Below are 23,552 nucleotides of genomic sequence, written 5' to 3' on the forward strand. Positions count from 1 at the left end.
TCAGATGTCCCACCCACACGCGCCGACCGGTCTGAGATGTCCCGGATCTCGGCAGCGAGATCTGGGACATCTGTGCCCTCTCGACGTCGCCACGCGGGACATCTGTGCCCTCTCGGCGTCGCCACGCGGGACATCTGTGCCCTCTCGGCGTTACCGGGGACTGAGGATGACCACCGGGATCTCGCGCTCGGTCCAGGACTGGTAGTTCTCGAAGTCGGCGTACAGGTCGACCAGCTTCGGCCACACCGCAGCGCGTTCCTCGGCGTTCGCCGTGCGGGCGTGCACGGCGCGGACCTCGCCCTTGATCTGCACCCGGGTGTCCGGGGTCGCCATCAGGTTCGCGTACCACTGCGGGTTCTTCGGCAACCCGCCCTGGGACGCGACGATCACGACGTCGGGGCCGTCGACCAGGTACAGCAGCGGCGTGGTGAACGCCTTGCCGGACTTGCGGCCCACGTGGTCGAGCAGCAGTGTCGGGACCGGCTTCTTCCAGCCCGCACCGATCCGCCACTTGCCGCCGATGCGTCCCTTCGTCAACCGGTAGACCCGGACGTGCGCCTTGCCGGCGTACTTCATCACGTTCGGCACGATCGGGGAGTCGAGTCCCTCGGGCTTCTTCTTCAGCTCGGCCACGAGCTCACCTCTTCTTCCGCGCAGCGCGCTTGCGCTGCTTGTCGACGAACTTGACGGACGCTCGGCGGGTGAAACCGGGCGCGAGACGTTGCAACCGGTAGGCCATCCGGGCCTGGACCGGCTCGATGACCATCGCCTCACCTGCCGCTACGGCCTCGAGCACCTTGCCGGCCAGGACGGCGGGATCGACCGGGTTCCGGACGCCTTGGCCCTTCAGGTAGTAGTCCCGGCCGGAGATTCTGCCGATCTCTCCCTGGTCGAGGATCGGGGTGTCGACCGCCGCCGGGCAGACCACCGTCACCCCCACGCCGTACGCCGCCGCCTCCGAGCGCAGCGCGGCCGAGAGACCGACGACCGCGTGCTTGGTGGTCACGTAGGAGGTGATCAAGCCGGCCGCCATCAACCCGCCCATCGACGCCGTGTTCACGATGGTGCCCGAGCCCTGCTTGATCATCTGCGGGTACGCCGCCGCGACGCCGTGGACGACGCCCCGGATGTTGACGTCGATGATCTTGTTCCACTGCGCCAGCGTGATGTCCTGGGTCTCGCCGATGAAGGTGATGCCGGCGTTGTTGAACAGCAGGTCCAGACGGCCGTGCTCGGCGACGACGTCGTCGACCAGCGCCTGAACAGCCTCCGCGTCGGTGACGTCCAGCGCGCGACCCTCTGCCCCTGGCTCCAGGTCGGCGACGACCGCGATGGCCCCGGCCTGCCGCAGTGCCGTCACCAGCGCGGCGCCGATGCCCGAGCCACCGCCGGTGACGATCGCGGTCTTGCCGACGTACCAGTCAGGAGGCACGGTGGCCCGGCGGCTCACCCGAACGCCTTCATCACGTGCGCCTGCAGGTCCGGGTAGCGCTTGAGGTGCGCGCCGCCGTTGATGTCCAGGCTCTCCCCGGTGATCCAGCGGGAGTCGTCGGACAGCAGGAACCGGAGCGCCGCCGCGATCTCGGACGGCTCGCCGCTGCGACCCAGCGGGGTGTTCTCCAGGTAGTCGTCCTCGATCCCGGGAATGTCCATCGCCGGGGCGGTCAGCGGCGTCACGACCAGACCCGGAGCGACCGAGTTGACCCGGATGCCGCGGTGCGCGAGCTCGAGCGCCGCGACCTCGGTCAGCATGTTCACCCCGGCCTTGGCAGAGCAGTACGCGACCAGGCCGCCACCGGGCTGCCGTCCGTTGAGCGACGAGAGCGTCACCAGCGATCCCCCGTCGGCGACCCGGCGACCCGCGTGCTTGAGCACCAGGAAGGCGCCCGTCAGGCAGACGTCGACGACCCGTCGGAACTCGGCCGCGTCGTGGTCGATCACCGCACCCAGCGTGCTCACGCCGGCGCAGTTGACCACGCCGGTGAACGACCCGTGCTCGGCCAGCACCCGGTCGAACAGCGCGGCCACCGAGTCCTCGTCCGCGACGTCGACGGCGATGACGTCGTCCCCCGGGGTGATGTCCGCGACGACGACGGTGTGGCCGTGCGCACGAAGGTCCTCGACGGTCGCCCGACCGATTCCGGACGCTCCGCCGATGACGACGGTGGTGAGGCTCATCTGCTCTCCTGACAGGTGTCTGGGTTGATTGACACGTGTCAACATAGCGCCTAACGTGACGCCCGTCACCCCCTCGCTCCGCGCAGCCCAGCCCTTCGGAGGACCCGTGCCCAGCACCAGCAAGAACGTCGCGATCATCGGCGCCGGCATCAGCGGCCTGACGACCTCGAAGATGCTCACCGACTACGGCGTGCAGCACACCGTCTTCGAGTCCTCCGACCGGGTCGGCGGCAACTGGGCTTTCGGCAACCCGAACGGGCACAGCAGCGCCTACCGCTCGCTGCACATCGACACCTCGAAGGAGCGGCTCTCCTTCCGGGACTTCCCGATGCCGCCGGAGTACCCGGACTTCCCGCACCACACCCAGATCAAGGCCTACCTCGACTCCTACGCCGACGCGTTCAGCCTGCGCGAGAACATCGAGTTCGAGAACGGCGTCGAGCACGCCACCCACCTGGGAAACGGTCTCGGCTGGGAGATCCTCGACCAGGCCGGGGCGACCCGGCACTTCGACCACCTCGTCGTCGCCAACGGCCACCACTGGGACCCCCGCTTCGCCGAGTTCCCCGGCGAGTTCTCCGGCGTCTCGATCCACAGCCACCACTACATCGACCCGAAGGCGCCGCTGGACTTCTTCGGTCAGCGCATCCTCGTGGTGGGCCTGGGCAACAGCGCCGCCGACATCGCGGTCGAGCTGTCCAGCAAGTCGCTGCAGACCGAGGTCTCGCTCTCGACCCGGTCCGGGGCCTGGATCGTGCCGAAGTACGTCTACGGCAAGCCCGCCGACACGATGTACCGGACCACGCCGTACCTGCCGCTGTCGTGGCAGCGGAAGATCATGCAGCTGGCCCAGCCGATGAACGGCTCGAACGGCGCGCTGTACGGGCTCAAGGAGCCGAACCACAAGTTCTTCGAGGCCCACCCCACCCAGTCGGTCGAGCTGCCGCTGCGGCTCGGTTCGGGTGACGTGATCCCCAAGCCGAACATCTCCCGCCTCGACGGCAGCACGGTCCACTTCGAGGACGGCACCAGCGGCGAGTTCGACGTGATCGTCTACGCCACCGGCTACAACATCACCTTCCCGTTCTTCGACCGCGACTTCCTCTCGGCGCCCGAGAACCACCTGCCGCTGTACAAGCGGATGTTCAAGCCGGGCCAGGAGGACCTGACCTTCATCGGGTTCGCCCAGTCGACCCCGACGCTGTTCCCGTTCGTCGAGAGCCAGTCGCGGCTCGCGGCCGCGCACCTGATCGGCGAGTACGCACTGCCGGACGAGGCGACCATGGAGCGGGTGATCGCCGAGGACGAGGAGAAGTACATCGGCCACGTGCTCAAGACGGCCCGGCACACCCAGCAGGTCGATTACTTCATCTACGAGCACGACATCCGCGCCAAGGAGATCCCGGCCGGCAGGGCGCGCGCGAAGGCTCAGCAGTCGACCCTGGCCGCCCGGTGAGCGAGGCCATCTCCGAGGCGGCTCCCGAGCCCGGAGCCTGGAACCGCCTCGTCGACCGGCGCAGCGGCAACCGCGGCGACGTCCGCCGCGACGCGCTGCTCACCGCGCTCGACGAGCTGCTCCAGGAGAAGACGCTGGAGGAGGTCAACGTCGCGGAGATCTCCGGACGCGCCGGCGTGACCCGCTCGGCCTTCTACTTCTACTTCGAGTCCAAGGCCATGGCCGTGATGGCGCTGATGAGCGACTTGTACGACGCCGCTGCCGCCGCCAACGAGCTCCTGGTCGCGGCCGAGGGCGACGCCGAGGACCGGGTGCGCACGGCGATCACCGGCCTCTTCGACTCCGTCGACAGCAGCCCGCACACCTACCGGGCGCTCCTGGAGGCGCGGGCGTCCAGCGCGGGCGTGCGCGCGATGTGGGACGCCGGTCGCGCCGAATTCGCGAGCGTGATCGCCGGGATGATCGCCACCGAGCGCTCCGCCGGACGCGCGACCTCCGGACCGGACGCCGAGGTGCTGGCCTCGGTCCTGCTCGACCTCAACGACCACGCCGTCGAGCGGCACTCGCTCGGCTCCGGCCCACCGCGGGACCAGCACATCGCGACCCTGACCTTCACCTGGCTGCGCACCATCTACGGAGAGAACCGATGACCCCAGAGAACCTCACCTTCAGCTCGCAGGGCACGACCTGCGCGGCCTGGCACTTCCCCGCCACCGACGACGGGTTGACGACGGCCACTGGTCGCCCGGTCGTCGTGATGGCGCACGGCCTCGGTGGCACCAAGGACTCCGGGCTCGCCCCGTTCGCCGAGGCGTTCGCCGCGGCCGGCCTGGACGCGTTCGTCTTCGACTACCGCGGCTTCGGTGAGAGCGAGGGGGCGCCGCGACAGACGGTCTCGCTCCCGGGTCAGCTCGAGGACTGGCGCGCCGCGATCGCCGCCGCAGGCAGGTTGCCCGGGGTGGACCCCCAGCGGATCGTGCTGTGGGGCGAGTCCCTGGCCGGCGGCCACGTGCTCAGCGCCGCGGCCGACCGCACCGACATCGCCGCGGTGGTCTCGGTGGTCCCGATGGTCGACGGCATCGCCGCCGGGCTGCACGCGACGAAGTCGCACAGCGCCCGCGAGCTGCTCAAGGCCACCGGCCTCGGCATCGCCAGCAAGATCTCCGAGGCCCGCGGACGCGGCGCCTCGATGATCCCGATCGTCGCCCGCCCCGGCGAGGTCGGCGCGCTCACGGTCGCCGGCGCCCTGGAGGACATGCTCAGCATCGCCGGACCGACCTGGCGCAACGAGATCGCCGCCCACGTGACCCTCGAGCTCGGCACGCGTGCCCCCGCCAAGGCAGCCTCGCGGATCAAAGCCCCCGTGCTCGTGCAGATCTGCGACTTCGACCAGAGCTCTCCCCCGCACGCCGCGGCCAAGGCCGCCTTCGCCGCCCAGGCGGAGGTACGGCACTACCCGGGCGACCACTTCGACACCTTCCCCGGCAAGCCGTTCCACGAGCCGGCCGTGAAGCACGCGGTCAGCTTCCTGACCCGGAAGCTGGGTGCTGAGGTCACCACGTCTCGGCAAGCTCGACGACCGGAGGGCTCGGCCGTCGAGCTCGTCGAGACGTCCGCACCGACGCAGGGAGCGCACCGTGGCTGAGACCGTGCAGCAGCTCGTCCGCGCCCTCGCCGACTCCGACTCCCCCGGCCTCGCCTTCGGCGAGGACTCCTGGTCCTGGCGCGAGACCGTCGGGGACGCCGCCGCCCGGGCGCACGTGCTGCGCGGCTGGGCAGCACCGGACCGACCCCTGCACGTGGGTGTCCTCCTCGAGAACACCCCCGAGATGATCCGTGCCCTGCTGGCCGGAGCGATCGGCGCGCACGTCACCGCCGGCATCAACGCCACCCGCCGTGGCGAGTCGCTCGCGGCCGACGTACGCCGCGCCGACTGCCAGGTGCTGCTCACCGACACCGAGCACCTCCCGCTGCTCGACGGTCTGGACCTGGGCGGCGCACGGGTGGTGAACACCGACGGCGAGGAGTGGGCTTCCCTGGTCGGCGCGGCCGACCGGAGCACCGACGGCTTCGAGGAGGTCGGTGCGATGGACACCTTCATGCTGATCTTCACCTCGGGCACCAGCGGTGAGCCCAAGGCCGTCCAGGTCAGCAACTTCATGGTCGTGATGTCCGGCAGCGTCCTGTCGGACAAGTACGGGCTGACCCCCGCGGACGTCTGCTACTGCGCGATGCCGCTGTTCCACTCCAACGCGATCATGGCCTCGTTCGCCCCGGCGCTCTGCGGCGGTTCGACGATCGCGCTGGCCCGGAAGTTCAGCGCCACCAGCTTCCTGAGCGACATCCGCTCCTACGGCGCGACGTACATGAACTACGTCGGGAAGCCGCTCGCGTACGTGCTGGCCACCCCGGAGCTGCCCGACGACGCCGACAACCCGCTGCGAACCGCGTTCGGCAACGAGGCCTCGGACCGGGACATCGCCGAGTTCGGCCGCCGCTTCGGCTGCACCGTCTGGGACGGTTTCGGTTCGACCGAGACCGCGGTGATCATCACCCGCACCGACGACACGCCGCTCGGCTCGATCGGCCAGCCGTTCGACGGCGTCGCGGTCTACGACAAGGAGACCCGCACCGAGTGCCCGCGGGCCGTCTTCGACGCCTCCGGTGCGGTGACCAACCTCGACGAGGCCGTCGGCGAGCTGGTGAACACCCAGGGCGCCGGATTCTTCTCGGGCTACTACAACGACGAGAAGGCGACCAACGACCGCCTCGACGGTGGCATGTACTGGTCCGGGGACCTCGGCTACCGCGACGAGGCCGGGTTCATCTACCTGGCCGGCCGCACCGACGACTGGCTGCGGGTCGACGGCGAGAACCTCGCTGCCGCCCCGATCGAGGCCCTCCTGCTGCGTCACCCCGCCATCAGCCAGGCTGCCGTGTACGCCGTCCCGGACGCCAACGTGGGCGACCAGCTGATGGTCACCCTGGTGCTGCGCGACGGCACGAGCCTCGAGCCCGCCGCGTTCGAGGCGTTCCTCGCCGAGCAGCCCGACCTCTCCCCCAAGGGCTGGCCCCGCTACGTGCGGATCGCCGAGGAGGTCCCCACGACGGCGACCAACAAGGTGCTCAAGCGGGCGCTGCGCACCGAAGGCACGAACACCACCGACCCGCTGTGGGAGCGCGAGGAGCGCGGCCGCGCGTACCGTCCGGTCGTCGAGCCTGTCGAGACGCCGTCGTGAGGGTCGCCGTCACCGGCGCCGCCGGCTTCCTCGGGCTCAACGTCGTGAACGCCCTGCTCGCCGAGGGCCACGACGTGCTCGCGATCGACCGGGTCTCGCTGGACGACCCGCGAGTCACCTCCCAGATCGTCGACGTCCTCGACGAGGAGGCGATGACCGCGGCCCTCCAGGGCATCGAGGTCGTCTACCACCTGGTGGCCGTGATCAGCCTGCGCCAGGAGGATCCGCTCGCCGAGCGGGTCAACGTCCACGGCGTCGGTGCGGTGGCTCGCGCCGCCCTGCGCGCCGGCGTACGGCGGATGGTGAACTGCGGCTCGCTGGCCTCCTTCGACTACGAGCGGAACGGCACCGTCCACGAGGGCTCGCGCCGCTCCACCGACCCGCGCCTGCCGGTCTACCACCGGTCGAAGTACTACGGCGAGGTCGAGCTGCTCAAGGTCGTCCACGAAGGTCTCGACGCGCTGACCTGCAACCCGACCGGCATCTACGGGCCGGTCGACCACCCGGACCGGCTCTCCCGGATGAACGTCAGCCTCCTCGACGCCGCCTGCGGCAGGCTCCCGGCCAGCGTGCCGGGCCTGTTCGACATGGTCGACGTCCGCGACGTCGCCCAAGGTTTCCTGCTCGCCGCCGAGAAGGGTCGGACCGGTCACAACTACCTGCTCGGTGGCCACCGGTTCGACCTGTTCGACGCGCAGGTGCTCGCCGCGACGTACGCCGGCCAGCAGGGTCCCCGCATCAGGATCCCGATGCGGCTGCTGCAGACGGTCGCACCGCTCGTCGACCCGATCGCCCGACGGTTCGGGTCGGAGTCGTTCGCGCCCGCGGCCCTGGAGAACATCTCGATGAGCCCGGTGGTCGACCGCTCCAAGGCGGGCGCCGAGCTGGGCTACGAACCGAGGTCGACCCAGGACACGGTCCGCGACCTGGTCGACTTCTTCGCCGCGAATGGAATGCTGCAGCGATGAGCGACCTGACCCCCGCGCCGTCCGAGCCCGTCGACCCGCCGACCCCGACGGGCCAGAGCACCCGCCTGGTCCTCGTCGGAGTGGCCGTCCTGGCCGCGATCGGCCTCGCCGTCGGTGGCGTCCTGATCGCGACCAAGGACAGCGATGACGACGGCACCACCGGCGCCACCCCGGCACCGTGCGGCAGCGTGATCTCCCGGGAGACCGACAAGACCCAGCAGCACACCGACGACGAGGACGTCGACTACGCCGACGCTCCCCCGTCCTTCGGCGAGCACTTCCCCCGGTGGGAGCCGTTCGGCCGCGCGTTCTACGGCGACGACCGCCCGCCGGTCTCGCACCTGGTGCACAACCTGGAGCACGGCTACACGATCGCCTGGTACGACGAGGCCATCGCGAAGGACGAGGATGCGATGGACGACCTCGCCGACATCGCCCAGGACTACCAGGACGAGCAGGAGCGGTTCATCGCCGTGCCGTGGAAGTCCTCGGACGGCGACGACTTCCCAGACGACATGCACGTCGCACTGACCCGCTGGTCGGCCGACCCCGACGACCCGGCCGACCTGGACGCCCAGCGCGGCAACTGGCTCTACTGCGGCGGCGTCGAGGCCGACGCGATCGACGACTTCGTCGAGGCGTTCCCCAACGAGCGCTCCCCCGAACCCGGGATCCCGCTCGAATGAGCGCCTCGGTCCAGCGCTTCCCCGAGCTCGGCTGCTACGGCCTGGCCGGGCACTCCGCCAGCCCGAAGGACCTGATCGACGAAGCCCGACTGGCCGAGCAGCTCGGCCTCGGCTCGATCTTCCTGTCCGAGCGGTTCAACACCAAGGACGCCGGCGTGATGGCCGGTGCCGCGATCGCCGCGACCAGCACGCTGGGCATCGGCACCGCGGCCACCAACCACAACACCCGGCACCCGCTGGTCACCGCGACGATGGCGACCACGGCGCACCGGCTCTCCGAGGGGCGGTACGCGCTCGGGCTGGGCCGCGGCTTCGGGCTGCTCTTCGACCTGATGGGGGTGCCGAAGGTGACCAGCGCCCAGCTCGAGGACGCCGTCGGGATCTACCGGAAGCTCTGGCACGGCGAGGCCGTCGCCGGGCACGACGGTCCGGCGGGCCAGTACGCCTACCTCAACCAGGACGCCTCCTTCGACGAGGACATCCCGGTCCTGATGATGGCCATCGGCGACAACACGCTCGACCTGGCCGGCCGCATCGCCGACGGCGTCGTGCTGCACACCTTCTTCAGCGACGAGACCCTGGCGCGCGCGGTCACCCGGATCCGGGACGCCGCCGAGCGGGCCGGGCGCGACCCGTCCTCGGTACGGATCTGGTCGGTGCTCGCCACGGTCGAGGACTCGCTGCCCGAGGAGCTGAGGCTGCGCAAGCTGGTCGGTCGGCTGGCCACCTACCTGCAGGGGTACGGCGCCGCGCTCGTCACCGCGAACGGGTGGGACCCTGCCGATCTGGAAGCCTTCCGCAACCACCCGCTGGTGCAGGGCTACCCCGGCGCGTTCGACGCGATCGGCACGACCGAGGAGCTGACCCGGTTGCGCGAGGAAGCCCTGCCGGAGCACTGGCTCGCCGCCTCGGCGACGGGCACGGCCGAGCGGTGCGCCCAGCGCGTGCTCGACCAGTTCGACGCCGGGGCGGACAGCGTGATCCTGCACGGTGCGACCCCGACCGAGCTCGCGCCGGTGCTCACCGCGTGGGAGAAGATCCGACCTGCCGACCGGTTCGCCGGCCTGCCCGACAACCCCGGCCTCACCGCCGCAGGAGTGTTCCGCCCATGACGCGATCGTCGCTCGGCTCCCCTCCCGTCGACCTGCCCGTGCTCGGCTCCCTCGACGAGCTCAGCACGACCTGGCTCAGCACCGCGCTCGGCGCCGAGGTCGAGGGCTTCACGTTGTCGCCCGTCGGCACGGGACAGATGGGGTCCTGCTACCGGATCACCCTGACCGGTGACACCGCCCTGCCCGGCACGGCTCTGCTCAAGCTGCCGTCAGCGGACGAAGGCACCCGCGCGATGGTGGCAGGCGCGTACCGCACCGAGGTGCGGTTCTACACCGAGGTGCTGCCGACCGTCGGCATCCACACCCCGCGCCGCTACGCGACCAGCACGGTCGGCGACGACGGTCTGTTCGCGATGCTGCTCGAGGACATGGCACCCGCGCAGCAAGGGGACCAGATAGCCGGTTGCACCCCGGACCAGGCCCGCGACGCCGCGGTGAACCTGGCCGGCCTGCACGGACCGCGCTGGTCCGACCCCACGCTGCACGACGTCGAGGGCCTCACCCTGAGCGGACCGGACGACGCAGCCCTGCTCGCCGAGGTCTACGGACCGGCCACCGACACCTTCCTCGAGCAGCTGGGCGACGCGCTGACCCCGGAGACGCAGGAGACCCTGCGCCGGTGCGTCGGCGCCGCCGAGCAGTGGTCGCTGGCCCGCCAGTCCGAGCGCTTCGGGCTGGTGCACGGCGACTACCGCCTCGACAACCTGCTCTTCCTCGCCGACCCTGGCGCGGACGCGCTGCCGGTGAGCGCGGTCGACTGGCAGACGCTCAGCCTCGGGCTCCCTGCCCGCGACCTCGCCTACCTGCTCGGCACCGGCCTCTCGGTCGAGGACCGCCGTGAGCACGAACGCGCGATCGTCGAGGAGTACCACGCCGACCTGCTGGTCTACGGGGTCACGGACTACACCGCCGAGCAGGCCTTCGACGACTACCGGTTCGCGATGCTGCAGGGGCCGCTCGTCAGCGTCTTCGGTTGCGCGTACGGCGCGCGCACCGAGCGCGGCGACGCGATGTTCGCGGCGATGGTGAACCGGTCCTGCACGGCGATGCGCGATCTCGGGACCCTGGACCTGGTGGGGGCGTCGTGAAGCTCGACCTGCAGCTCGACGGCCGTCCCGACGAGGCGGCCCAGCGTGCTCGCGAGCTGATCGACGCCGGCGTCGACGGCCTGTTCACCTTCGAGGGACCGCACGACGTCTTCCTGCCGCTGATCGTCGCCGCCGGCTCGTCCGACGTACCGCCGACCGACCTGATGACCAACGTCGCGATCGCGATCCCGCGCAGCCCGATGCACCTGGCGAACATGGCCTACGACCTGCAGCTGCTCTCCGGCGGCCGGTTCCGGCTCGGGCTCGGTTCCCAGATCAAGCCGCACATCGAGAACCGGTACGGCGCCGAGTGGAGCCGACCGGCCGCGCGGATGCGCGAGACGGTGCTCGCCGTGAAGGCGATCCTGAACGCGTGGCAGGACGGCACCCGCCTCGACTTCCGCGGCGAGTTCACCAAGCACACGTTGATGCCGCCGACCTTCGTCCCCGGCCCCAACCCGTACGGCGTCCCGCCGGTCCTGCTCGGAGCCCTCGGCCCTGTGATGACGCGGACCGCGGCCGAGGTCGCCGACGGCCTGCTGGTGATGCCGTTCCACAGCCACCGGCACTTCCGCGAGCGCACGTTGACGGCCGTCGCCGAGGGTCTCGAGCTCGCCGGACGCGACCGCATCGACATCTACCCGCAGGCAATCGTCGCGATGGGCGAGACCCCCGACGAGATCACCGCAGCGAGCTTCGGGGTGAAGGGCCTGCTCGCGTTCTACGGCTCGACGCCGGCGTACAAGTCGGTCCTCGACATCGAGGGCTGGGGCGACCTGCAGCCCGAGCTGAACGCGCTGTCGAAGACCGGCGACATCATGAAGATGATCGACCTGATCGACGACGACGTGATGCGCACGCTGGCGGTCGTCGGCACGCCCGCCGAGTGCGCCGCCGAGATCAAGACCCGGTTCGGCGACGTGGCCGAGCGCATCTGCGCCTACTTCCCCGGGAGCACCCACCCGGCGGCGACGATCAGCGCGCTGGCGGAGGCGTTGAAGTAGGCGGGTTCTGGACTAGGGCCCACCGACGAGGCCGTACAACCAGGACTCGTCTCCTCGGCTGACGTAGATGACGACCGGCGTTGCCGTCATGGGAGGTCGTGCGGCAGTCCGTGGCGTCGGACGGCACCTTCTTGGTGGCGACCACCACGGCAATCGCCATCCGTCTGCTCATCGCCATGCCGAGAGAGTGGCGGCGAGGAGCCGGTCGACAGTTCTGTCTAGACCAACCGTTCTCAGGGGCAAGGGTCCGCGCCGCCCTCCCCTACCTTTCCTGCATGCAACGAACTCGGGACGTTGAAGCATGAGCAGGCCAGGCACCACACGCATGGAGTACGGCGACGCATTCATGCTCCAGTTCGAGAGCCGCGACGTCACGTTCCACTACATCAACGGGTGGTACCTCGACACCGCCGCGCGCGGGCGCCCGGTCTCCCTGGACGAGATCATCGCCGTCGGCCCGGCCCACCTCGGACTCACTCCGCGCCTGACCCAGCGCGTGGAGAAGCGCCGACGTCAGTGGCACTGGGTCGACGACGACACCTTCGACATCACCCAGCACGTCGACGAGCGGACGGTCGACGGCGAGGACGGGCTGGCCGCCCTTATCGGCGAGCTCGGTGGCACCCACCTCGACCGCTCCCGTCCCTTGTGGAAGGTGACGTTGGTTCACGGCCTCCCCGACGGACGCCAGGCCGTGCTGGCCCGGATCCACCACTCGATGATGGACGGTCTGGCGGCGGCGAACCTGTTCCGCGAGCTGAGCACCGACACCTACGGCGCCGCTCCGGTGATCGTCGACCGGTCTGCTCCGACCCCGGCGCCCCGCGCCCCGCTGCCGAAACGGTGGGCGCACGTCGCTCGGCTGCTGCGCAAGCAGCGTGCCCGGACGAAGGAGTTCGGTCCCGGTGCGAGCATCCCCCGCAAGTTCCTGCCCCGGACCAAGGTGAACCCCAAGGTCGGGCAGCCGGAACGTGTCTGGGCGGGCTCGACGATCGCGACAGAAGACCTCCAGGAGCTCGGCGGCCTGCTCGACATGAACGTGATGGGTGCCCTGCACGCCGCCATCGCGCAAGCGGTGCGGACCTACCTGCGGGAGAACGACGCCCTGCCCCAGCACAGGATGGTCGCGAACTTCGGCACCGTCGAGAACGTCCGCGACCCTCGCTGCGACGGCAACATCGTCGCGACCGCCAGGGTGTGGATGCCGATCGACGTCGAGGACCCGTTGGAGCTGGCCCGCCTCACGGCGGAGAGCTGTCGCGATGCGCTGGCACTGCGTCGTCATCGCGGCATGGATCTGCAGCTTGCCGCCGTCGAGTTCGGCTGGATCATCCCGATCCTGCACAAGCTCTTCGGCAACGTCTCCCCCGTCACGCCGGTGCACCTGCACACCGCGTTCATCGTCGACCCGTCCGAGCCCCGGTACTTCTACGACGTGGAGGCTGTCGGCTGGATCTCCAGCGCCGTCCCGGTGCCGCCGGCAGCGCTCAGCATCTCGGTGCACCGGTTCGCGGGCCGGATGTGGGTGGGAGCGGTGGCCACGCCGTCCGCGATGCCGGACATCGCGCACTTCCTGGACCTGGTCGGGCAGTCGCTCGAGCACCTGCTGGAGCTGGCACGCAGCCGGCACTCGAGCGAGGCCGGCTAGCGTTCCACCGGCACGGGGTCCGGGTCCTTGGTCGTGTCGTCGACGATGCAGTCCTCGCGGCCACTCGGTTCGGCCTTCCGCAGGATCCGCCCGTCCGGGCACTCCGGGTCGTCGGCGGCGAGCTTCTTGCACTCAGCGCCGCCTTCGGCGTACTCGACGGTGTACTCGCCGTCGGAACAGATGTGCTCGACCCAGCTGCAGCCGGTGAGTCCGGCAGAGGCGAGGGTGAGCGCGAGCAGGGCCTGGAGTGCACGGTGTCGGTTCATGGATCCAGCCTCTGCGGACGCGGGAGCGTGCACATCGGTACGCGTACTCAGGTCACCACATCTCGGCAAGCTCGATGACCGGGCAGGCTCGGTGACCGGGCAGGCTCGGTGACCGGGCAGGCTCGGTGACCGGGCAGGCTCGATGACCGGGCGCGCTCGATGACCGGGCGCGCTCGATGACCGACTAGAGCGGGACCGCGAGCGTGGTCTCCTCCAACCGCCCGCGCAGCAGGATCGGCTCGAGCAACCGCCACCGCCGCTGCTCGCCGTACCCGGCCCGGTCGATGATCCGTTCGGAAGCCACCACCCGTTCGGGCCGGTCCTTGGCCTGCTCGGTCAACCGGGCGGCCTCGTTCACGGCGTCACCGATGACGGTGTACTCCAACCGCTCGGTCGACCCGATGTTGCCCGCGATCACCAGGCCGTGCGAGACGCCGATCCCGGCGTCGAGGTCGGGGACCTCCGCGCGCAGCCGCTGCGCCATGGTGCGCGCCGCGGCCAGGGCGGACGCCGCCGGGTCGTGCAGCTCCAGCGGGGCACCGAAGATGCAGAGCGCGGCGTCACCCTCGAACTTGTTGACCAGGCCGCCGAACTCGGAGACCACCGCGACGACGACCTCGAAGAACCGGTTCAGCGCGGCGACCACCTCGGCGGCGGAGTGCGTCGCGGCGAAGGTGGTCGAGCCGATCACGTCGACGAACAGCGCCGCCGCCTCGCGCTCCTCGCCCCCGAGGTCGACGCCGCGCGAGAGCGCCAGCCGGGCGACGTCCTCACCGACGTGCCGGCCGAACAGGTCGCGCAGCTGCTCACGCTCCTTGAGCGCGTAGACCATGTTGTTGAGGCCGGACTGCAGCTGGCCGATCTCCCCCGCGTCGTTGACCGGGACCTCCACCGAGAGGTCACCTTCTTCGATCGCGGCCAACGCCTCGGTGAGGTCCCCGAGCGGTTCGCCCACCGACTTGGCGAACAGCACGGTCGCGACGAACCCCGTCGCGAGTGCACCCAGGCCGACGACCAGACCGCTGACGGCGACCTGTCGCAGCGACACCCCGGTCTCGCCGGCGAAGGCCACCAGCCCGATCAGGCCGAGCACCGGGACCCCGGTGGTCAGGCTCCAGATGAAGATCGCCTTCTGCGCCACCCCTGCGGACGTGCCGGCCTTCGGCGGTGAGAGCGCCAGCACCCGGGTGATCGCGGACTTGAACAGCCGCATGCAGAGCAGGTACGACGTCGCCGCCGTCGCCAGGCCGCTGATGATCGTGGCCGTCGAGAGCTGCAGCGCGTACATGGCGCTGACGTCGAGGTTGGCGTAGAAGAACACCACGCAGGAGAACGCCCAGAGGGCGACCTGCATCCAGAACAGCCACCACGGCAGGTTCAGGGTGAGCTCGCGCTCCTCGGCGTTCGGCGGCGTACCGCGGACCGTCCAGCCGAGCGCACGGCGCGCGCGAGGAGCACCGACCACGCCGAGCACCAGCCAGCTGAACCCGACCAGCGCGAACCCGAGGAAGACGTTGCCGCGCACGACCTCCGGCGTGGAGACGTCGTCGGGGAACGGCAGCACCACCAGGTAGTCGACGATGAGGATCGCCGCGCCGATCACGTTGGCCGCCCAGACCAGTCCGATCACCTCGAACGGGCGCACCCCGCGGAGGTCCGGGCCGTGCAGCCCGTGCAGGTCGTAGAGGCGGCGCATGCTCCGCATCGTGGCGGCTGTGCCGGGTCTTGGCAATGACTCAGCTGGCAATGACTCAGAGCGTGCCGAGGATCCTCGCCCGCTGCTCGGCGTACTCGGTCTCGGTCACCCTGCCGTCCGTGCGGAGCCGGTCGAGCGCCTCGAGCCGCGCCGTCACGTCCCCGGCCGGCGCCCCGGAACCGGCCACCGGCTGGTCCCAGTGGATCTCCATCGCGGTGGGGTTCTCCGCCCCGACGACCAGGGCCCGGAACCCGTCGCCGACCCGCAGCCCGGACATCGCGGTGAACGGGACGGTCGCCTTCTTCGTCACCTGGTACGACGCCAGTCCGGTCCCCGCATCAGGCTCGACCCGCAGCTCGAACTCCATCCGCGGACGCTCGTTGATGTAGGTGCCGGTCTCGGTGACCTTCTCGATCCAGATGGTCGCAGCGGACTCGGGGACGCCGATCTTGTCGGCGTACGCCTGGGCGGCGTTGCCCATCGAGTAGAGCAGCAGCGCGACACCGCCGATCGCGGCTGCCAGCCCACCGACCGCGATCGGCAACCAGCGCCAGGCCTCGTGGTCCGCGTCGATGCCGAGCAGCAGGATGCCGACGATGAGTGACGGGACGGCGAGGAGAGCCCACAGCAGGGTGCCGTAGAGGAACGTGCCCAGGTCCGCCGGAGGCTTGCCGTCGGGCGATTCCTTCTGCCGCTCGGTGAGGCTCTTGCCGTGCTGGCGCATCACCGGTCCGAGGAGGATCCACCAGATCCCGATCCCGATCAGCCCGGGGAGCCCGAGTCCGATACCGAGCGCCACCGTGATCACACCGAGAGAGGCCAGCTTCATGCCCGGAGGCTACCGACCCTGCGCAGGAAGTCGTGCAGGATCCGTGCGGTCGCTCCCCAGATCAGGTGCTCGCCCATCCGAAATGTCGAGGTACGCACCGGAACGCCCTTGCTCCAGAGCCGCTCGAGCTGGTGGGCGGCCGCCAGGTCGCTGAGCCGGAACTCGAGCACCTGGGCGACCTCGCGTTCCGACAGCCTCCACGCGCGTGCGGCCGGGCCGGTTGTCGGGGACAGGGCGCCGACGTACGGGTAGATGGAGAAGTTGCTGACGAAGGTGCCCAGCGGCGGCAGTGCCCCGAGCACCCGGACGTCGTCCGGGTCGAGGCCGATCTCCTCGTGCGCCTCGCGCAGGGCCGTGTGCTGGAGGACCTCGGCCGGGTCCTGACGACCGCCCGGGAACGAGATCTCGCCCGCGTGCTTGCGCAGGTCCGCGTGCCGCTCGGTGAAGACGACGACCGGCTCGTCCCCGTCCCAGTAGAGCGGGATCAGGACGGCGGCATCCACCCTCCCGCTCGCGTCCATCGCATTCGCCTGGTCCGCGGTGAGGAGCCGTGCCGCGATGTCGTCCGGTGTCACGAAGGAGATTGTGCCTTGGCGTCACCGAACGGCTCGTCGCGCTCCCGGACAGCCTCGCGGAAACCGACCTCGCCGGCGCGGTCGACGAAGCGGTAGCCCTCGGCGGTGTGCCGCGCGATCCCGTCGAAGACGGTGCTGACCATGCCGCTGGTGGCGACTCCCTGGGCGAGCAGCGCGCTGTTGAGCGCGAGCTTCACCATGATGAGCTGGTTCAGCGGCATCTGCGCGATCCGGCGGGCCAGTGCGTCGGCGCGCTCGTCGAGCTCGGAGGCCGGGCAGGACTCGATCGCCAGCCCCCACTCCACGGCCTGCGTGCCGCTGATCAGGTCGCCGGTGAGCAGCATCCGCTTGGCACGCTGGTCGCCGATCCGGTGCGCCCACAGGCCGGTGGCGGGCACTCCCCAGACGCGGGTCGGCGGATAACCGATCCGGACGTCGTCGGCGCAGATGATCTGGTCGCAGTGCAGCGCGATGTCCGTGCCCCCCGCGACGGCGAACCCGTGCAGCTTGGCGATCGTCGGTTTGTTGGCGTGCAGCAGGCTCGCGTAGCCGCGGTTGAACCGCGACATCATCTGGTAGTCGACCATCGGGTCCCAGGTGCTGTTCTTGTCGTGGTTCGCGAGCTGCACGGAGGCGTCGAGGACGGAGTCCGAGCCGGCCTCTGACGCGCCCATGTCACCCTCAGCGAAGACCCCCAGGTCGTACCCCCCGCAGAACCCCTTGCCGCGCCCCGACACCAGCATCACGTGCACGCGCCGGTCGACGTCGGCCCGCTCAACGGCGTCGGCCAGCTCGACCGGGGTGTCCGCAGTGATGGCGTTGCCCTGCTCAGGGCGGTTGAAGGTGATCCGGGCGATCCGGTCGTCGACCTCGTAGGTCAGCGTCCGGTACTCGCTCACGAGTTCTCCGGCAGCGCGCGGGCGAGGATGCCGTCGAAGTCCGTCCCGGCCGGCAACGTCCCGAACGCCAACCCGCCCTGCCCGTCCAGCCGGGTCGCGCAGAAGGCATCCGCCACGGCCGCAGGCGCGTGGCGCACGAGGAGCGAGCCCTGCAGCACCAGCGCCATCTGCTCCACGAGACCACGAGCCCGAACCTCGATGTCCTCGAGATCGCCGAGCGACCGCTCCAGGCGTCCCACCGCAGCATCGAGCCGAGCGTCGGCGCCGGCCGAGAGCGACAGCTCCCCCCTCAGCGCGTCCAGCGAGCCGGGCTCGCGACCGAGCGCGCGCAGCACGTCGAGCGCGTTGACGTTGCCCGAGCCCTCCCAGATCGAGTTCAGCGGCGCCTCGCGGTACAGGCGCGGCATGCCGGAGTCCTCGACGTACCCGTTGCCGCCGAAGCACTCCATCGCCTCGGCGGTGAACGCTGCACCGCGCTTGGTGACCCAGTACTTGCCCACTGCGGTGGCGATCCTGCGGAAGGCCTGCTCGCCTTCGTCGCCGCGGATGGCGCGGTCTGCCGAGCCGGCGAGGCGCAGGGCCAGGGTGGTCGCGGCCTCGGACTCGACCGCCAGGTCGGCGACCACGTTGCGCATCAGCGGCTGGTCGATGAGCGTCTTCCCGAACGCGGCCCGGTGCTTCACGTGGTGACCGGCCTCGACCAGCGCCTTGCGCATCATCCCGGCCGAACCGGTGACGCAGTCCAGGCGGGTGCAGCTGACCATCTCGATGATGGTCTTCACGCCGCGACCCTCCTCGCCGACGAGCCACGCGACGGTGCCGTCGAACTCGGGCTCGGAGGAGGCGTTGGAACGGTTCCCGAGCTTGTCCTTGAGCCGGACGATCCGGAAGGTGTTGCGGGTGCCGTCGGGCAGGATCCGCGGCACCAGGAAGCAGGACAGGCCCCCGGGCGACTGAGCCAGCACGAGGAAGACGTCGCACATCGGGGCCGAGGTGAACCACTTGTGGCCGGTCAGGGTGAACACCCCGGCTTCCGCGGTCGGGACAGCCACCGTCGAGTTCGTCCGGACGTCGGAACCGCCCTGCTTCTCGGTCATCCCCATGCCCGCGAGCAGGCCGCGCTTCTCGGTCGGGACGCGCAGGCCCGGGTCGTAGACGCGGCTGGTCAGACCCGGCTCGTAGAGCGCCGCCAGGTCGGGCTGGTGGCGCAGGGCGGGGATCACGGCGTACGTCATCGTGATCGGGCAGCCGTGCCCGGCCTCGGTGTGCTGCCAGGCCAGACCGCCGGCGGTGCGCGCGACGTGGGCGCCCGGTCGGGGGTCGACCCAGGCGGCACCGGCTCCGCCCTCGGCGACCGAGGTGCGCATCAGGTTGTGCCACGACGGGTGGAACTCGACCTCGTCGATCCGGTTGCCGTAGCGGTCGACGGTCTTGAGCTCCGGCTCGAACCGGTTCGCGTCCTCAGCCCACTGCTGGGCCTCCTCGGAGCCTGCAAGCGCGCCCAGCCGGCGTACGTCGGCCTCGGCCCAGCCGGCCCCCTCGCGGTGCAGACCCTCGATCAACGCAGCGTCCGCAGCGGCGTCGTACGGCGCGTGCGGCGGCGGCTGATTGGTGACCTCGTGGGTCACGTACTGAGGCGACGCTGCGGCACTGGTCTGGCCCGGACGCTCGATGCTGGTCGTCATGGCGGTAGTATTACGCCTTCTCGACAACCGTTTCAAGAGTGTAAGGACTGCCGTTGACTGGTCAGCGCCCGCTCAGCGCCCGCTCCGTGGTGCTCAGCCTGCTGCTCGGCGCCCACCCGCCGGAGCTGCCGGTCAGCGCGATCATCGACGCCGGTGAGCTCTTCGACATCGCCGAGCCGACCCTGCGCGTCGCCCTGACCCGGATGGTCGCGAACGGTGACCTCGAGCGGACCCACGGCACCTACCGGCTCAGCGCCCGCCTGCTGGAGCGGCAGCGTCGCCAGGACGCGGCGCTCGACCCTGCCGGGTCCTGGGACGGCACCTGGGAGATGGTCGTCGTCACCTCGGTCGGCCGCAGCGCCTCGGACCGAGCCGGCCTGCGCGCCAACCTCACCGACCTCCGGCTCGCCGAGCTTCGCGAAGGTGTCTGGCTCCGCCCGGCCAACCTCGACCGGACGCTGCCGGTCTGGCCCGAAGGCCTCATCCGCTCCTTCACGAGCTCCCCCTCCGGCGACCCGCGCGCCCTGGCCGCCCAGCTCTGGGACCTGGACGGGTGGAACCTGGCGGGACGCCACCTGCTCGACGACATCGCCTCCGCCAACACGGCATCCGAGCGCCTCACGGTCGCCGCAGCCGTGGTCCGGCACCTGCGGCTGGATCCTGCCCTGCCCGCGGAGCTGCTCCCCGACGCCTGGGTCGCCGAGGAGCTCCGGGCGTCGTACGCCGCCTACCAGCGCGAGCTGATCGAGTCCGGCATGCAGCTGGTCGTCAGCAGCCCGGGCGCCTGACCGCTCCTCAGCGGAACGAGCGCAGCCGCTGGCTGTTGAGCACGACGAACACCGAGGACAGCGCCATCGCTCCGCCGGCCAGCATCGGATTCAGCAGGCCGGCCGCAGCGAGCGGCAGGCCGGCGAGGTTGTAGGCGAACGCCCAGAACAAGTTGCCGCGGATGATGCCGAGGGTCCGACGAGACAACCGGATCGCGTCCGCCGCCGTCCGCAGGTCACCGCGGACCAGCGTCAGGTCGCTGGCCTCGATCGCGACGTCCGACCCGGTGCCCATCGCGAGGCCGAGGTCGGCCTGGGCGAGGGCGGCCGCGTCGTTGACCCCGTCACCGACCATCGCGACCACCAGCCCCTCGCCCTGCAGCCGCTTCACGGCCGCGACCTTGTCGGCAGGCAGCACCTCGGCGATCACGTCGGTCGTGTCGATGCCGACCTGCGCCGCGACTGCGCGAGCAGCCCCGACGCTGTCGCCGGTCAGCAGGAAGGGCCGCAGCCCGAGCCCACGGAGTTCCCGGACGGCCTGGGCCGAGGTCTGCTTCACCTCGTCCGCGACCACGATGGTGCCGATGCGTACGCCGTCCGCCACGACGTCGACGGCGGTCCCGTCGCTCTGGCCTGCCGCACGACGCACCTCGACCCGGCGCCCGTCAACGACACCCGCCACCCCGACCCCCGGCGTACTCACGAAATCGACGACCTCGGGAACAACTCCCGCCGCAGCGGCGATCGCGCGGCCGATCGGGTGCTCCGAGGCCGCCTCCACGGCGCCCGCGAGCCGCAGCACCTCGTCGCCACCCTCGACGGAGCGGACGGCCATCTCGCCGGTCGTCACGGTGCCGGTCTTGTCGAGGACGACCACGTCGACCTCGCGCGTCGACTCCAGAACCTCGGGGCCCTTGATCAGGATCCCCAGCTGGGCGCCGCGGCCGGTACCGACCATCAGTGCGGTCGGTGTGGCCAACCCGAGGGCGCACGGGCAGGCGATGATCAGCACCGCGACAGCAGCGGTGAACGCGGCGGACGTGGGTTCTCCGAGACCGAGCCAGAAACCGAGCGTCGCCACCGCCAGACCGATCACCACCGGGACGAAGACACCCGAGATCCGGTCCGCGAGCCGCTGCACCTGGGCCTTGCCGTGCTGCGCCTCGGTCACCAGCCTGGCCATCTGCGCGAGCTGGGTGTCGGCACCCACGCGCGTCGCCCGGACCACGAGACGACCGCCCGCGTTGACGGTCGCACCGACCACGGCGGCACCCGGCCCGACCTCGACCGGGAGGGACTCCCCGGTGAGCAGCGCGGCGTCGATCGCGGAGGTGCCCGAGGTGACCACGCCGTCCGTTGCGACCTTCTCCCCGGGGCGGACGACGAACTCGTCGCCCACGCGGAGGTCCTCGACCGGCACGCGCACCTCGGCACCGCCCCTCAGCACCGCGACGTCCTTCGCGCCCAGGTCGAGCAACGCCCGCAGCGCGGCGCCTGCCCGGCGCTTGGACCGGGACTCGACGTACCGGCCCGCCAGGAGGAAGGTCGTCACCCCGACGGCGGCCTCGAGGTAGATCTCACCGGACCCGTCGGTGCGTTCGATCGCGAAGCTGAACGGGTGCCTCATGCCGGTCATCCCGGCATCCCCCCAGAACAGTGCGTAGAGCGACCACCCGTACGCCGCCAGCGTGCCGACCGAGACGAGGGTGTCCATGGTCGTCGCGCCGTGCCGCGCGTTGACCCAGGCGGCCCGGTGGAACGGCAGGGCACCCCAGACGACGACCGGCGAGGCCAGCGTCAGCGAGAGCCACTGCCAGTTGTCGAACTGCCAGGCGGGCACCATCGCCAGCAGGATCACCGGCACGCTGAGCAGCGCCGAGATCACCAGTCGCTCGCGCAGCGGGTCCGACTCGTCCCCCGCCTCGGCGACCGGCTCCGCCGACGGCACGGACGCGCCGTACCCCGCAGCCTCGACCGCCGCGACCAGGTCACCGGTGCTGACAGTCTCGGGGAACTCGACGCGGGCAGTCTCGGTCGCGTAGTTGACCGAGGCGGTGACCCCGTCGAGCTTGTTCAGCTTGCGCTCGATCCGGTTCGCGCAGGACGCGCAGGTCATGCCGGTGAGCTCGAGCTCAGTGGTCGCCATGGTCCATGTCCTCGTGCTGCTCGATCTGCTCACCGGTCCTCGCCTGGACGATGAACGCCGCGGTGTGCACGACCCCGGCGTGCTTGAACTCGAGGTAGAGGCGGTACCGCCCGGGCGCACCCACGTTGACCAGGAACGGAACGCCGGACCCGCCATTCGCACCTCCCGGATCCGGGTGCACGTGCAGGAAGGACAAGTTCGCCTCCCGGATCGCGACCAGGTGCCCGTACGCGCCGAGATACGGCTCCAGGGAGACGTCCTTGCCGTCCTTGGTCACGAGGAAGTTGACGGCGCTCTCCTGGTTCGGGACCAAGGTGTCCGGTCCGCCGAACTCGATGTCGTATCCGTTGACCGACTGGCTCAACGAGGTCGAGACCTCTCGCTTCGATCCGGGGTCCCCGCCAATCGTCACGTCGTGGTGCGCGACCGCCGCCTCACGGTCACCGGCTTCGTCGAAATCGGCATAAAGCCGCCAGCGCCCCCCGGGAAGGTAGCTCCGAACCGTCCACTCACCTTCGGAGCTCATCGTCGGGTGAAGGTGCCGGTAGGAACCGAAATCCTTCCGCACCGCGATCAGGTGCAACTTCTTCTCGTGCCGGGTCGTGAACTTCGTGACGGCCTCGCCGTCCCGGAGAACGGTGAGCTCGATCGCGACCTCGCCGGCGCTATCCGGCTCACCCGCCTCGACGCTGAGCGCGTACTTCGGCTCATCGTCGGCGAACAACGTCCCCGCTCCGAACGCCGCACCGCACAGCACCGCCAGTCCGGCGACGAACGCAGCGACCTTGCCCGCCGTACTCATGCCACGGCGTAGCCGGCCTCGGCGACTGCGGCCCGCACGGCCTCGTCGTCGAGGGGTGCATCCGACGTCACCGTCACGGCGCCGGTCTCTAGGACCACGTCGACCGCGGTGACGCCGGCGAGCTCGCTGATCTCCTCGGTGACCGAGGCGACGCAGTGGCCGCAGGTCATACCCGTGACGGTGTAGATCGATGTGTTCATGACTTGACCAACCTCGCAATCGCATCCATGGCTTCCTTGAGCTTGACCTCGCGCTCCGCGCCCTCAGCGCCGACGACGCAGTGCCCGACGTGCTCCTCGAGCAGGCTCAAGGAGACCGCTTGCAGCGCCTTCGTCATCGCCGAGACCTGCGTGAGGATGTCGATGCAGTACGCCTCCTCGTCGACCATCCGCTGCAGACCGCGGGCCTGACCCTCGATGCGTCGGAGCCGCTTGAGGTAGTCGTCCTTGCGCCCGGAGGCGAGGTAGGAGTGCTGGTGCTCGCTCATGGAGGCAGCATATACCCCCCA

At 70.5% G+C, this 23,552-nt stretch carries 24 protein-coding genes; 11 read left to right on the forward strand and 13 right to left on the reverse strand.

Features of this window, described 5'->3' with window-relative positions:
* Window positions 1–150: 150 nt before the first annotated feature.
* From ABIE44_RS03855 to ABIE44_RS03865, 3 genes are read right to left on the reverse strand one after another with little or no spacing between them, the layout of a single operon-like run.
* On the reverse strand, window positions 151–633 hold the full coding sequence (locus ABIE44_RS03855; protein ID WP_354437826.1) for a nitroreductase family deazaflavin-dependent oxidoreductase: 483 nt from the start codon (window positions 631–633) through the stop codon (window positions 151–153).
* A gap of 4 nt (window positions 634–637) precedes the next feature.
* Window positions 638–1,450, reverse strand: coding sequence for an SDR family NAD(P)-dependent oxidoreductase (locus tag ABIE44_RS03860; RefSeq protein WP_209721877.1), 813 nt, complete (start codon window positions 1,448–1,450; stop codon window positions 638–640).
* Window positions 1,447–2,178 carry an SDR family NAD(P)-dependent oxidoreductase gene (locus tag ABIE44_RS03865; RefSeq protein WP_209721874.1) on the reverse strand — a complete coding sequence of 244 codons (732 nt, stop codon included), beginning with the start codon at window positions 2,176–2,178 and terminating at the stop codon, window positions 1,447–1,449. The genes ABIE44_RS03860 and ABIE44_RS03865 overlap by 4 nt, the downstream gene beginning before the upstream one ends.
* 106 nt (window positions 2,179–2,284) lie before the next feature.
* On the opposite strand from ABIE44_RS03865, the gene ABIE44_RS03870 reads away from it, so the two are divergent.
* The 10 genes from ABIE44_RS03870 (at window position 2,285) to ABIE44_RS03915 (ending at window position 13,379) form a co-directional block, all read left to right on the forward strand.
* The gene (locus ABIE44_RS03870) at window positions 2,285–3,634 is read left to right on the forward strand and encodes a flavin-containing monooxygenase (protein WP_209721871.1); all 1,350 of its coding nucleotides are present in this window, start codon (window positions 2,285–2,287) and stop codon (window positions 3,632–3,634) included.
* Window positions 3,631–4,284 (forward strand): TetR/AcrR family transcriptional regulator, encoded by a 654-nt coding sequence (locus ABIE44_RS03875; RefSeq protein ID WP_209721868.1) that lies wholly within the window; start codon window positions 3,631–3,633, stop codon window positions 4,282–4,284. Before ABIE44_RS03870 ends, ABIE44_RS03875 begins: the two co-directional genes overlap by 4 nt.
* Window positions 4,281–5,279 (forward strand): alpha/beta hydrolase, encoded by a 999-nt coding sequence (locus tag ABIE44_RS03880; RefSeq protein ID WP_209721864.1) that lies wholly within the window; start codon window positions 4,281–4,283, stop codon window positions 5,277–5,279. The genes ABIE44_RS03875 and ABIE44_RS03880 overlap by 4 nt, the downstream gene beginning before the upstream one ends.
* Window positions 5,272–6,873, forward strand: a complete 1,602-nt coding sequence (gene fadD1, locus ABIE44_RS03885; protein WP_209721861.1) for a fatty-acid--CoA ligase FadD1 — start codon at window positions 5,272–5,274, stop codon at window positions 6,871–6,873. The genes ABIE44_RS03880 and fadD1 overlap by 8 nt, the downstream gene beginning before the upstream one ends.
* Window positions 6,870–7,841 carry an NAD-dependent epimerase/dehydratase family protein gene (locus tag ABIE44_RS03890; RefSeq protein WP_209721858.1) on the forward strand — a complete coding sequence of 324 codons (972 nt, stop codon included), beginning with the start codon at window positions 6,870–6,872 and terminating at the stop codon, window positions 7,839–7,841. The genes fadD1 and ABIE44_RS03890 overlap by 4 nt, the downstream gene beginning before the upstream one ends.
* Window positions 7,838–8,527, forward strand: coding sequence for a DUF3105 domain-containing protein (locus ABIE44_RS03895; RefSeq protein WP_209721854.1), 690 nt, complete (start codon window positions 7,838–7,840; stop codon window positions 8,525–8,527). The genes ABIE44_RS03890 and ABIE44_RS03895 overlap by 4 nt, the downstream gene beginning before the upstream one ends.
* Window positions 8,524–9,639: a TIGR03857 family LLM class F420-dependent oxidoreductase gene (locus ABIE44_RS03900; protein WP_209721850.1), complete on the forward strand. Its 1,116-nt coding sequence runs from the start codon at window positions 8,524–8,526 to the stop codon at window positions 9,637–9,639. The genes ABIE44_RS03895 and ABIE44_RS03900 overlap by 4 nt, the downstream gene beginning before the upstream one ends.
* Window positions 9,636–10,727, forward strand: a complete 1,092-nt coding sequence (locus tag ABIE44_RS03905) for a phosphotransferase family protein (protein WP_209721847.1) — start codon at window positions 9,636–9,638, stop codon at window positions 10,725–10,727. The genes ABIE44_RS03900 and ABIE44_RS03905 overlap by 4 nt, the downstream gene beginning before the upstream one ends.
* On the forward strand, window positions 10,724–11,731 hold the full coding sequence (locus tag ABIE44_RS03910) for a TIGR03617 family F420-dependent LLM class oxidoreductase (protein ID WP_209721844.1): 1,008 nt from the start codon (window positions 10,724–10,726) through the stop codon (window positions 11,729–11,731). Before ABIE44_RS03905 ends, ABIE44_RS03910 begins: the two co-directional genes overlap by 4 nt.
* 301 nt (window positions 11,732–12,032) lie before the next feature.
* Window positions 12,033–13,379, forward strand: coding sequence for a wax ester/triacylglycerol synthase domain-containing protein (locus ABIE44_RS03915; RefSeq protein WP_209721841.1), 1,347 nt, complete (start codon window positions 12,033–12,035; stop codon window positions 13,377–13,379).
* Here the strand turns inward: ABIE44_RS03915 and ABIE44_RS03920 are convergent.
* The 6 genes from ABIE44_RS03920 to ABIE44_RS03945 form a co-directional block, all read right to left on the reverse strand.
* A complete protein-coding gene (locus ABIE44_RS03920) occupies window positions 13,376–13,645 on the reverse strand; it encodes a hypothetical protein (RefSeq protein WP_209721838.1) in 270 nt (89 codons plus the stop codon). The two genes, ABIE44_RS03915 and ABIE44_RS03920, sit on opposite strands and share 4 nt — an antisense overlap.
* Window positions 13,646–13,829: 184 nt before the next feature.
* Window positions 13,830–15,341 (reverse strand): adenylate/guanylate cyclase domain-containing protein, encoded by a 1,512-nt coding sequence (locus tag ABIE44_RS03925; protein ID WP_209721835.1) that lies wholly within the window; start codon window positions 15,339–15,341, stop codon window positions 13,830–13,832.
* Between the two features lie 55 nt (window positions 15,342–15,396).
* The gene (locus ABIE44_RS03930; protein WP_209721832.1) at window positions 15,397–16,170 is read right to left on the reverse strand and encodes a hypothetical protein; all 774 of its coding nucleotides are present in this window, start codon (window positions 16,168–16,170) and stop codon (window positions 15,397–15,399) included.
* On the reverse strand, window positions 16,167–16,745 hold the full coding sequence (locus ABIE44_RS03935) for an NUDIX hydrolase (protein WP_354437827.1): 579 nt from the start codon (window positions 16,743–16,745) through the stop codon (window positions 16,167–16,169). The genes ABIE44_RS03930 and ABIE44_RS03935 overlap by 4 nt, the downstream gene beginning before the upstream one ends.
* Window positions 16,742–17,644: a crotonase/enoyl-CoA hydratase family protein gene (locus tag ABIE44_RS03940; protein ID WP_354437828.1), complete on the reverse strand. Its 903-nt coding sequence runs from the start codon at window positions 17,642–17,644 to the stop codon at window positions 16,742–16,744. Before ABIE44_RS03940 ends, ABIE44_RS03935 begins: the two co-directional genes overlap by 4 nt.
* Window positions 17,641–19,329 (reverse strand): acyl-CoA dehydrogenase family protein, encoded by a 1,689-nt coding sequence (locus tag ABIE44_RS03945; protein WP_209721829.1) that lies wholly within the window; start codon window positions 19,327–19,329, stop codon window positions 17,641–17,643. Before ABIE44_RS03945 ends, ABIE44_RS03940 begins: the two co-directional genes overlap by 4 nt.
* A 53-nt stretch (window positions 19,330–19,382) precedes the next feature.
* Between ABIE44_RS03945 and ABIE44_RS03950 the strand changes: the two genes are divergently transcribed.
* Window positions 19,383–20,117, forward strand: coding sequence for a PaaX domain-containing protein, C- domain protein (locus ABIE44_RS03950; RefSeq protein ID WP_354437829.1), 735 nt, complete (start codon window positions 19,383–19,385; stop codon window positions 20,115–20,117).
* Between the two features lie 7 nt (window positions 20,118–20,124).
* On the opposite strand, the gene ABIE44_RS03955 is transcribed toward ABIE44_RS03950, so the two are convergent.
* The 4 genes from ABIE44_RS03955 to ABIE44_RS03970 are packed head-to-tail and all read right to left on the reverse strand — an operon-like array spanning window position 20,125 to window position 23,531.
* The gene (locus ABIE44_RS03955; protein ID WP_209721826.1) at window positions 20,125–22,242 is read right to left on the reverse strand and encodes a heavy metal translocating P-type ATPase; all 2,118 of its coding nucleotides are present in this window, start codon (window positions 22,240–22,242) and stop codon (window positions 20,125–20,127) included.
* Complete coding sequence (locus tag ABIE44_RS03960) at window positions 22,229–23,044, reverse strand: DUF8832 domain-containing protein (protein ID WP_209721823.1); 816 nt, start codon at window positions 23,042–23,044, stop codon at window positions 22,229–22,231. The genes ABIE44_RS03955 and ABIE44_RS03960 overlap by 14 nt, the downstream gene beginning before the upstream one ends.
* Window positions 23,041–23,244: a heavy-metal-associated domain-containing protein gene (locus tag ABIE44_RS03965; protein WP_209721821.1), complete on the reverse strand. Its 204-nt coding sequence runs from the start codon at window positions 23,242–23,244 to the stop codon at window positions 23,041–23,043. Before ABIE44_RS03965 ends, ABIE44_RS03960 begins: the two co-directional genes overlap by 4 nt.
* Entirely contained in the window at window positions 23,241–23,531 is a 291-nt protein-coding gene (locus tag ABIE44_RS03970) for a metal-sensitive transcriptional regulator (RefSeq protein WP_209721818.1), read from the reverse strand. The genes ABIE44_RS03965 and ABIE44_RS03970 overlap by 4 nt, the downstream gene beginning before the upstream one ends.
* Window positions 23,532–23,552: the final 21 nt, after the last annotated feature.

This window comes from Marmoricola sp. OAE513 (genome assembly GCF_040546585.1).
Lineage (GTDB): Bacteria > Actinomycetota > Actinomycetes > Propionibacteriales > Nocardioidaceae > Marmoricola.

Bases quoted from the DNA above. Each gene is read 5' to 3' on its own strand.
- ABIE44_RS03865 (WP_209721874.1), bottom strand. From the start codon at position 2,178: ATGAGCCTCACCACCGTCGTCATCGGCGGAGCGTCCGGAATCGGTCGG.
- ABIE44_RS03880 (WP_209721864.1), top strand. From the start codon at position 4,281: ATGACCCCAGAGAACCTCACCTTCAGCTCGCAGGGCACGACCTGCGCG.
- ABIE44_RS03895 (WP_209721854.1), top strand. From the start codon at position 7,838: ATGAGCGACCTGACCCCCGCGCCGTCCGAGCCCGTCGACCCGCCGACC.
- ABIE44_RS03900 (WP_209721850.1), top strand. From the start codon at position 8,524: ATGAGCGCCTCGGTCCAGCGCTTCCCCGAGCTCGGCTGCTACGGCCTG.
- ABIE44_RS03905 (WP_209721847.1), top strand. From the start codon at position 9,636: ATGACGCGATCGTCGCTCGGCTCCCCTCCCGTCGACCTGCCCGTGCTC.
- ABIE44_RS03915 (WP_209721841.1), top strand. From the start codon at position 12,033: ATGAGCAGGCCAGGCACCACACGCATGGAGTACGGCGACGCATTCATG.
- ABIE44_RS03920 (WP_209721838.1), bottom strand. From the start codon at position 13,645: ATGAACCGACACCGTGCACTCCAGGCCCTGCTCGCGCTCACCCTCGCC.
- ABIE44_RS03925 (WP_209721835.1), bottom strand. From the start codon at position 15,341: ATGCGCCGCCTCTACGACCTGCACGGGCTGCACGGCCCGGACCTCCGC.
- ABIE44_RS03930 (WP_209721832.1), bottom strand. From the start codon at position 16,170: ATGAAGCTGGCCTCTCTCGGTGTGATCACGGTGGCGCTCGGTATCGGA.
- ABIE44_RS03945 (WP_209721829.1), bottom strand. From the start codon at position 19,329: ATGACGACCAGCATCGAGCGTCCGGGCCAGACCAGTGCCGCAGCGTCG.
- ABIE44_RS03955 (WP_209721826.1), bottom strand. From the start codon at position 22,242: ATGGCGACCACTGAGCTCGAGCTCACCGGCATGACCTGCGCGTCCTGC.
- ABIE44_RS03960 (WP_209721823.1), bottom strand. From the start codon at position 23,044: ATGAGTACGGCGGGCAAGGTCGCTGCGTTCGTCGCCGGACTGGCGGTG.
- ABIE44_RS03965 (WP_209721821.1), bottom strand. From the start codon at position 23,244: ATGAACACATCGATCTACACCGTCACGGGTATGACCTGCGGCCACTGC.
- ABIE44_RS03970 (WP_209721818.1), bottom strand. From the start codon at position 23,531: ATGAGCGAGCACCAGCACTCCTACCTCGCCTCCGGGCGCAAGGACGAC.